The organism is Janthinobacterium sp. CG_23.3, from assembly GCF_046115965.1.
Classification (GTDB): domain Bacteria; phylum Pseudomonadota; class Gammaproteobacteria; order Burkholderiales; family Burkholderiaceae_D; genus Janthinobacterium.
Window position 1 is genome coordinate 20,005 of the sequence record NZ_JBJXIB010000078.1, and the last position, 8,020, is coordinate 28,024.

Genomic DNA, 8,020 nt, shown 5'->3' on the forward strand with positions numbered 1-8,020 from the left:
TAAAGATACCATACAGACGGATTGTTTCAAAGCGGTGTTTGCCGGGGACCGTTGCCGCCCCCCCCCCATTGGCGACTGGCGCGACACGCCCGCGAGGGCTACAATTCGTTCTCAGGAGACAACATGAATAACTTGGGGAAACTAATGTTGGGGTCGGCGGCGCTGGTGGTCCAGCCCTGCCCGGCCGCCGCCGAGCAAGGACCGATACAGTTGCGCGTGCTGGCGCAGGAAAGCATTCCGCCGAAATGGGTGATACGCGGCGGGCGCATGGACGGCCTGTGTCCCGACATCCTGGCGGCGATTGAAAAGATCGAGCCGCGCGTGCGCTTCTCGGGCTACGCCGACTACCGCTCGCTGCCGGTCATCGAGCAATCGCTCAGCAGCGGCGCCGTCGGTGCCGCCTGCGCGCTGCTCGACACGCCGCGGCGCCAGCAGATCGCGCGCATCGTCGGCCAGCCGCTGTATTCGGTGCGGCACCGTCTGGCCGCAGCCAGCGCCGAGACGGCCACGCCGCGCAATTTCGACGAGCTGATCAAGCTCAAGCCGCTGATCGCCACGCCGCGCGGCGCCAGCTACTCCGAGCAGCTGCGCGTGATGGGGTTGGCGGTGGACGACAGCACCGGCGACAATATGGTGAACTTGAAGAAAGTCGCCGCTGGCCACGGCCGCTTTTTCTACATGAACGAGCTGACCATGGGCTGGCTGCTGCAGTCGGACGAGGTGCGCGGCAAGGTGCGCATGTTGCCAGGGGTACTGAAGGAAGAGCCGATCTATTTCTGGATCAGCAAGAAGGCCGATCCGGCGGCGGCGGCCATCGTCGAGCGCGCGATTGACCGGCTGCATGCGAACGGCGAGATGGCGCGGATCTACAAGCGCTGGGCGGACGGCCGCTGAACTTCCTATATAAAGGGGCCGGGAACGCTCACGGCAAACCGCAGGCAAAGAGCCGGGGTCAGCCCGCTGATACCGCTAAGTTACCGTGAAACGTTTCGTGTCGGAAGGGTATTAGCGCATACCCGCTCGTAAACTTTTCAGCGCATCGGCCCGCTTGCAGTTAATGCGGCGAGAGTATTTTCAGGCCGACGATGCCAGCGATGATGGCGGCGATGCACACCAGGCGCATCGCACCGGCCGGCTCGCCCAGCACCATGAAGCCGAAGATGGCGGTGCCGACGGTGCCGATGCCGGTCCAGATCGCGTAGGCCGTGCCGAGAGGCAAGGTGCGCAGCGCCAGCCCCAACATGCCGACGCTCCCCCCCATGGAGATGACGGTCAGCACCGACGGCCACAGTCGCGTAAAACCGACAGTGTATTTCAGGCCGATGGCCCAGCCGATCTCCAACAGTCCGGCTAAAAAAAGTATTCCCCAGGTCATAGGATTCCCCCCGTTGCGGCAAGGTCGTCCCTACCCGGCTCCCGAATCAAGCGGGGTCGTCCCCACAGGAGCAAAAGAAACCCTAGTATATCATTGGCAATACATTGCCGCCGGCACCGGGGCTTGTTGCCAACGCCCACCGTAGGCGATCATTGGCACGCTCGCACTTATTTTCATCAGGGCATCGATACCTCGCGCTGGCATTGCACCGCCTGGACTGACGGCCCGCCCAGCCACGGGGGGGGGGGGGGGGGGGGCTGGCCTCCCCCCTCCTCCCTCCCCACCCCCCAACTTTTTGCTTTTTTTGTTATGTGGTGGTGTTCGGATTCCCACAAACCACCCCGCCCCCCCTCCCCCCCCCCCCCCCCCCCCCCCCCCCCCCCCCCCCCCCCCCCCCCCCCCCCGCCCTCCCCGCGTTTTTTACACCCGCCAGCAGGCTTTTGATTTATATCGTAATATGGCGATATTGAAATTCGAAACACCCGATATACACATCGTCGAACGACGAAGTAAGACCGTCACACAGCGGAGTACAAGATGGAAATCGATGCAATTCACAAAGCCCTGGCCAATCCGGTGCGGCGCAACATCCTGCAATGGCTCAAGGAGCCGGAGCTGAATTTTGCCGAGCAGGAGCATCCGCTGGAGTTCGGTGTGTGTGCCGGCCTGCTCGACAAGCGCGTCGGTTTGTCGCAATCGACCGTGTCGGCGCATCTGGCGACCTTGCAAAAGGCCGGCTTGGTGACATCGCGCAAGGTCGGGCAATGGAGTTTTTTCAAACGCAACGAGGAGACCATCCAGGCCTTTCTCGAACACATGAACAACGGGCTATAAGCAGTCTCACAGCGTCCACCGTGGCGCATCTCACAAGGAAGCACAATGGCAAACTTATTCGATCCGATCACCGTCGGCGACCTGCAATTAAGAAACCGCATCATTATGGCGCCACTGACCCGTTCCCGCGCCACCGGCGGCGCCCGCGTGCCCAACGCGCTGATGGCGCAATATTACCGCCAGCGCGCCTCCGCCGGCCTGATCCTGAGCGAAGCGACCTCGGTCACGCCGCAGGGCGTCGGCTACGCCGACACGCCGGGCATCTGGTCCGATGAACAGGTCGAAGGCTGGAAATTGGTGACAGAGGCGGTGCACGCCGAGGGCGGCCGCATTTTCCTGCAACTGTGGCACGTCGGCCGCGTCTCCGATCCGGTCTTCCTCGACGGCGCCCTGCCGGTGGCGCCCAGCGCGATCGGCCCGCGCGGCCACGTCAGCCTGGTGCGTCCGCAGCGCGAATACGTGACCCCGCGCGCGCTGGCGACGGACGAGCTGCCGGGCATTGTCGCGGCCTACCGCAAGGGCGCGGAGAACGCCAAGAAAGCCGGTTTCGACGGCGTTGAGGTGCACGGCGCCAACGGCTACCTGCTCGACCAGTTCCTGCAGGACAGCACCAACCGGCGCGAGGACGCCTACGGCGGCTCGATTGAAAATCGGGCGCGCCTGATGCTCGAAGTGACCGACGCCTGCGTCGACGTGTGGGGCGCCGCGCGCGTGGGCATGCACCTGGCGCCCCGGCGCGACGCGCACGACATGGGCGACTCCGACCCGCTGGCCACCTTCGGCTACGTGGCGCGCGAGCTGGGCAAGCGCGGCATCGCCTTCATCTGCGCGCGCGAAGCGGTAGGAGATAACCGCCTCGGCCCCTTGCTGAAGAGGGAGTTCGGCGGCGTCTACATCGCGAATGAAAAAATGGACAAGCGCACCGCCCAGCAGGTGCTGGCGGCCGGCGAGGCGGACGCGGTGGCGTTCGGCCAGTTGTTCATCGCCAATCCGGACCTGCCGCGCCGGCTGGAAACGGACGCGCCGTTGAACCAGCCGAATCCGGCCACGTTTTATCATGCGAGCGCCGAGGGCTACACCGACTACCCGGCGCTGGCGTAAGCGCCTGCCGCAGTAAGGTATTAACAAGGCCGCGTCATGCGGCCTTTTTTACGCTGCCTGGCGGCGCCTTGACCGCCCCGATCAGCGCAGCTGGGTATAGTTGACCGGCACCCAGCGGTAGGCCTGGCCCTGCGCGCGCACATGCCCCATGCCAGGGAACGGCAGGTGGCTGGCCCCCAGCAGAAAGCCCGCCTTGGCCGCGTCGGCGAAGGCTTTCTTGCGCTCGGCCCCGGCGGCCTTGCCGTCGCCGTCGAAGGCGATGGTGACCTCGGGGTGGTCGAACTGCACCGCGCCCACGTGGATCAGGTCGCCGATCAACAGCAACTTCCGGCCTTTGCTTTCAACCACGTAACTAGTGTGCCCGGCGGTGTGGCCCTTGCTGGCATACGAGCGCACGCCAGGAGCCAGCTCGACATTGCCTTCGAAGGATTGGTACTTGCCGGCCTTGACGTAGGGTCCGACCGACGCCTGCGCGCCGACGAAGTAGCTTTTGGTATCGGCGCCGGCCTTGGACAGATTCTCCGGGCTGAGCCAATAGTCGGACTCGTGCTTGTCGGCGCGCACGACGGCGTTTGGAAACGCCAGTTGTTCGCCGGCGGCCAAGCCGCCGACATGGTCGGGATGCATGTGGGTGAGGTAGATTTCGTCGACTTGCTCGGGCTGGTAGCCGGACGCCTTCAAATTGGCCAGCAACTTGCCCAGCGTCGGGCCGAACAGGCCGCCGGCGCCGCCGTCGATGAGCACCAGCTTGCTGCCGGTGTTGACCAGATAGGCGTTGACCGAGGTTTCCAGCGGGCTGCTCAGGAACGCCTGCGCCAGCGCCTGGTCGACCTTCGCCGGCGTGGTACGGGTCAGCAACTTGTTGACCGGCAGTTCGACGGTACCGTCGCTGAGCGCGGTGACTTCGAAGTCGCCCAGCATTATGCGGAAATAGCCGGGCGCCGAGGTCTTGGCCATCGGCGCGGCGGCGTACGCCGGCGCCGCGGCCAAGGCGGCCGTGGTGGCCACGGCGGCGGCAAGAAAGGCGGCGGTGCGCGCCGACCGGTACAGGGGTTCGTTCATTGTTTTCCTTATCAAAATTACTGGACAATTCCACACTATATCGCTGAATGCGCGGCAACGCGGCGCCGCCATGCTGTGCGTGGAAAGGGACAAGGAAGCCGGGCCGGCGGCGGCGCCCGCCAGCGCCTCAATGGCGCGGCGCCGGCGCGCCGGTTTTGGCGGCCCGGCGCGCGCGCGACGTGCTCAGGATGCGTTGAATGACCGGCTCTGGCACGCGGTTTTCCTTGAAATACGCGGTGGCGACGGTCTTGCCCAGCGTCTTGTTGAATTCGACGCCGCGCTCGACCAGTTCGGCGGTGGCGGCATCGGTCCTGGCGTTGCTGCCGACAAAGGGGTCCGGCTCGCTGTAACTGTGCATGGTTGACACTCCATAGGTTTATCTCTGTTAAAAGGTCATCGGCACGCGCACCGTCAGCGACACGTCGGGGGTGTCCCGGGTCAAGCCGGCGCCGAGCGCGACATTCAATGACTTGTTGGCGCTCAGGCGGTAGGAGTAGCCGACCAGCAGGGTGCCCAGCTGCGTGCGCACCGAACCGGGCACGACCGCGCCGTTCTGGCGCGTGCGCCCTACCGTGTTGTGGTCGTAACCCAGGCTGAGCGAGGCTTTTTCATTCAGCGCCAGGCCGATGCCGAAGTTAAGGCCCAGCACCGCGCCCGGTTCCACCGTGCCCAGCGCTTCGGTGCCGCCGTTCAGCACCCTGCGGCTGACGTCCTTGCGCTTGAAGTTGTGCAGATAGCTGACGCTGCCGAAAAACACCGCGGGGTCGGACGGGAACAACCAGGTAAGGCTGGGCTGCAGCGAGTAGAACCCGGAGCCGGTGGGCAGGTCCAGCGGCAGCCCGGTGCCGGTGGCGTTCAGGCCGATGCAGCGCTGCTGGCAGTCGGTGACGACCTCGAACGGGTCGCGCCCCGTGCGCGACTTGAAGCGCAGGCCGGCGACGTAATACGGTTTGTCGGCGCCGCCGTCGTTGAGTTGGTAGCGCGCCGCCAGTTCGACGTCGCCAAGGGCCTTGCCGCTGGTGTCGAAGACCCGTTCGACGGCGGTGCCGGTAAAGATTTCCCGGCTGACGGTGGCGTCGGAGCGGTACACATAGGACAGCTTGGCCTCCACCTCGACACGGTTGCTGATGCCGGCACGCCCGGTCAGCGCCGCCGTGAAGGTGTTGCGTTTGACCTCGCGCACGTCGATCAGGCCGATCAGCAGCGCCGGGATGACGGTGTAGCCGACCAGCGCAACCCGGTTGCTCGACGCATAACCGAACTGCAGCGACGGTTCCAGCACAAATTTCCCCCTGGGCGTGAGCACGCCCGGTTGCTCGAACAGCGGCGCGACCTCGGGCGGACGGCCGCTGCGCACCGGCGGGCGCCCGACCGCGCCGGGGTTTTGCGCCAGCCCCAGTCCTTGCCCGGGCTCCTGCCCCTGGCTTGGCGCCGCCGGCCCGGGCGCAACCGGGTCGGCGCCGGTACCGCCCGGTCCGGTACCGCGCTGGCCGGCCAACACCTCGCTGCCGACGCCGCCGGCACTGCGGCGCAGCTCGGCGATACTGCGGTTTTGCTCGCCGACCGAATGGCGCAGTGTTTCGAGCAATTGTTTTTGCTCGGCGAGCTGTTTTTTCATCGTTTCAAGCTGATCCACCAGTTCGGCGCGGCTACCGTTGAATTGCTGGCCGTGCGCGGCCGCGCTCAGGAGCAGCGCCGACACGCCAGCGACACCAAAACGTACCATTTTTTTTCGTTGCATTATTTCTCCTCGAGAATGAGTGCGAAAACCAATTACGAGCGCCGGCCAGCGCCGGCGCAACCGGGACCGGCCCGCGCCGCTCAGCGCGCGCCGATGGCGTTGCTAAGCGCGTTGCGCAGGCCGTCTTCAAAATTGATCATTTTTAATAACTCCAGGCTGTTGACGCTGGTGTTGATCACGGTATGGGTGCGCAGCACCTGGTCGTTCAGGCTGTTCTGTATCACCGTGCCGGCCGCCGTCTGCGTCATCGGCCCCGCAATAAAGGTATTGCCGGCGCCGTTTTGCAGCAGGTTCAGCGCGGCGGCCGCCTCGCCGACCAGCGCCGCCTCGCGCTGGCCCAGCCTGGACACGTCGGCAATGCTGAACGAGCTGCTGGAGACGACGGTACCGTTGACGCTGGCCATGCGCTCGATGCCGAGCGACATCACCAGGCCGCCGCCCAGGTCGTAACCGCCGCGCGCCTCGTCGAGCACCGCCTCGGACACCGGGGTCCAGTCGTCGGCGACGCCGGCGGCCAGCGCCGGCGCGCCCAGGCCGGCCAGCCACAGCAGGCAAGCCGGCATACACCCTTGATTCATTCGCATACCACCTCCCGCTTAAAATTCCCCCTGGCCGTGCCTGGGGATCGTCACCGTGTCGAGGCCGTTGCGGTTGACCGCCGTGGCCAGCGGCGCCGTCGGCGCCACGCGCCAGTCGGCCGCGGCGTTGAAACGCGCCGGCCCGGCGCGCGCCGGCACGCCATGTATGACAAACAACAGTTTGCTGCGCCACATAGCCTCGAAGCTGTCGCGGGCCATCGCCCGGGTGCCCCCGGCCGGGTCACCCACCAGCACCCGGCTTTCGCTCAAGCCCTTGACGACAACGAAATGGTGGTAGCCGTGATCCGACAACAGCACGATGGCGGGAAAACCGGCGTCAAGCAGCTTGTGCAACGGTAATTGAAAGCCGTCCGCGACGAAGCCGTGCGCCGCAAGAAAGCGTTTGATGTCGAGCAAAGAAAAGCCTTCTGTCTTGATCTTCGTCTGGTCGCCGAGCAAGTACATTTGCTCAAACACAAATTGTTCGCTGACGGGGTAGGCGTAGTGGTGGCTGAGCAGGGTCGCCACAGCCGCCGAGCCGCAGCTGAAATCGTATTGCTGGCGCAGCGTGGTGTGGAAACGCGCCTCCTTCAGGCTCGTCACCGGAACCTGGAAACGCGCCCCGCCCAGACTACCGAACTCCATCGCCGTGGCGGCGGCGCCGTCGGCGAGCAGCGCCGCGGCCAGCAGGGTTGTCGACAGCGTGCCCATGGTCAGCGCAGCTGCAAATTAACGACGGTGGCGTTCTGGATCAGCACGTTCGCCCCCGAATTCTGGATCACCACCGGTATGCCGGCGGCGTTGCTGAACGCGGCGCCGTTGACGATGTTGTTGCCGGTACTGACGTTGACGGCCGCGTTGCCGCTGACCACGCCGCTCAGCCTGGCCTCGTTGCTGACGGTGTCGGCGCCGCCGCGCGACTGCTCGAGTTGCTCCAGCGCTACCGCCACGCTAAAGCCGTCCGCACCGCCGCCCAAGCGCACTTGAACGGGCGGCGGCGCGATCGCCATCAGCGCCGCCACCGACGCCGGCATCGGCTCGGCGATGGGCCCGGCTAAATTGCGCATTCTGCCGTCGGCGAGCGCCGGCGGGGTCCATCCCCAGTCCGCTGGCGCGGCAGGCTGCTCGGCAGCGCCGTCCAGCCACGCCGACGCGAGTTCGTCGCCCCGGGCCGGCACCGCCGCCGCCAGCGCCAGCACGCCGGCGCCCATGCATCGTATCCATCCCATATTGCCTCCTTGTCCTGTTACACCACCCGGGGGGGGGGGGGGGGGGGCGGGGGGGGGGGGGGGGGGGAGCGGGGGGAGTGTGTGGTGACGTCCGTGACTG

11 protein-coding genes are annotated in these 8,020 nt (G+C 65.9%); 3 read left to right on the forward strand and 8 right to left on the reverse strand.

The features are described from left to right. Nucleotides 1-123 precede the first annotated feature (123 nt). Entirely contained in the window at nucleotides 124-894 is a 771-nt protein-coding gene (locus ACFDR9_RS17800; RefSeq protein WP_409031841.1) for a substrate-binding periplasmic protein, read from the forward strand. Nucleotides 895-1,054: 160 nt separating this feature from the next. Here the strand turns inward: ACFDR9_RS17800 and sugE are convergent, their stop codons facing one another. Further along, complete coding sequence (sugE, locus tag ACFDR9_RS17805; RefSeq protein WP_026132689.1) at nucleotides 1,055-1,375, reverse strand: quaternary ammonium compound efflux SMR transporter SugE; 321 nt, start codon at nucleotides 1,373-1,375, stop codon at nucleotides 1,055-1,057. A gap of 176 nt (nucleotides 1,376-1,551) precedes the next feature. Beyond that, on the reverse strand, nucleotides 1,552-1,857 hold the full coding sequence (locus ACFDR9_RS17810) for a hypothetical protein (RefSeq protein WP_409031842.1): 306 nt from the start codon (nucleotides 1,855-1,857) through the stop codon (nucleotides 1,552-1,554). 55 nt (nucleotides 1,858-1,912) lie between these two features. Between ACFDR9_RS17810 and ACFDR9_RS17815 the strand changes: the two genes are divergently transcribed. Then, the gene (locus ACFDR9_RS17815) at nucleotides 1,913-2,209 is read left to right on the forward strand and encodes a helix-turn-helix transcriptional regulator (RefSeq protein ID WP_017875873.1); all 297 of its coding nucleotides are present in this window, start codon (nucleotides 1,913-1,915) and stop codon (nucleotides 2,207-2,209) included. 45 nt (nucleotides 2,210-2,254) lie between these two features. Next, complete coding sequence (locus ACFDR9_RS17820) at nucleotides 2,255-3,310, forward strand: alkene reductase (RefSeq protein ID WP_409031843.1); 1,056 nt, start codon at nucleotides 2,255-2,257, stop codon at nucleotides 3,308-3,310. An 81-nt stretch (nucleotides 3,311-3,391) separates the two neighbouring features. Here ACFDR9_RS17820 and ACFDR9_RS17825 read toward each other — a convergent pair whose 3' ends face one another. From ACFDR9_RS17825 to ACFDR9_RS17850, 6 genes are all read right to left on the reverse strand, one after another. Beyond that, nucleotides 3,392-4,372: an MBL fold metallo-hydrolase gene (locus ACFDR9_RS17825; RefSeq protein ID WP_409031844.1), complete on the reverse strand. Its 981-nt coding sequence runs from the start codon at nucleotides 4,370-4,372 to the stop codon at nucleotides 3,392-3,394. Between the two features lie 127 nt (nucleotides 4,373-4,499). Continuing rightward, complete coding sequence (locus tag ACFDR9_RS17830; RefSeq protein ID WP_017875876.1) at nucleotides 4,500-4,730, reverse strand: hypothetical protein; 231 nt, start codon at nucleotides 4,728-4,730, stop codon at nucleotides 4,500-4,502. A 27-nt stretch (nucleotides 4,731-4,757) separates the two neighbouring features. Beyond that, nucleotides 4,758-6,113 carry an acetate kinase gene (locus ACFDR9_RS17835; RefSeq protein WP_409031845.1) on the reverse strand — a complete coding sequence of 452 codons (1,356 nt, stop codon included), beginning with the start codon at nucleotides 6,111-6,113 and terminating at the stop codon, nucleotides 4,758-4,760. A gap of 80 nt (nucleotides 6,114-6,193) precedes the next feature. Then, entirely contained in the window at nucleotides 6,194-6,697 is a 504-nt protein-coding gene (locus tag ACFDR9_RS17840; RefSeq protein ID WP_409031846.1) for a hypothetical protein, read from the reverse strand. 12 nt (nucleotides 6,698-6,709) lie between these two features. Further along, nucleotides 6,710-7,402, reverse strand: coding sequence for a C39 family peptidase (locus ACFDR9_RS17845; RefSeq protein WP_409031847.1), 693 nt, complete (start codon nucleotides 7,400-7,402; stop codon nucleotides 6,710-6,712). 2 nt (nucleotides 7,403-7,404) lie between these two features. Then, nucleotides 7,405-7,920 (reverse strand): hypothetical protein, encoded by a 516-nt coding sequence (locus tag ACFDR9_RS17850; RefSeq protein WP_232429674.1) that lies wholly within the window; start codon nucleotides 7,918-7,920, stop codon nucleotides 7,405-7,407. Between the last annotated feature and the right edge of the window lie 100 nt (nucleotides 7,921-8,020).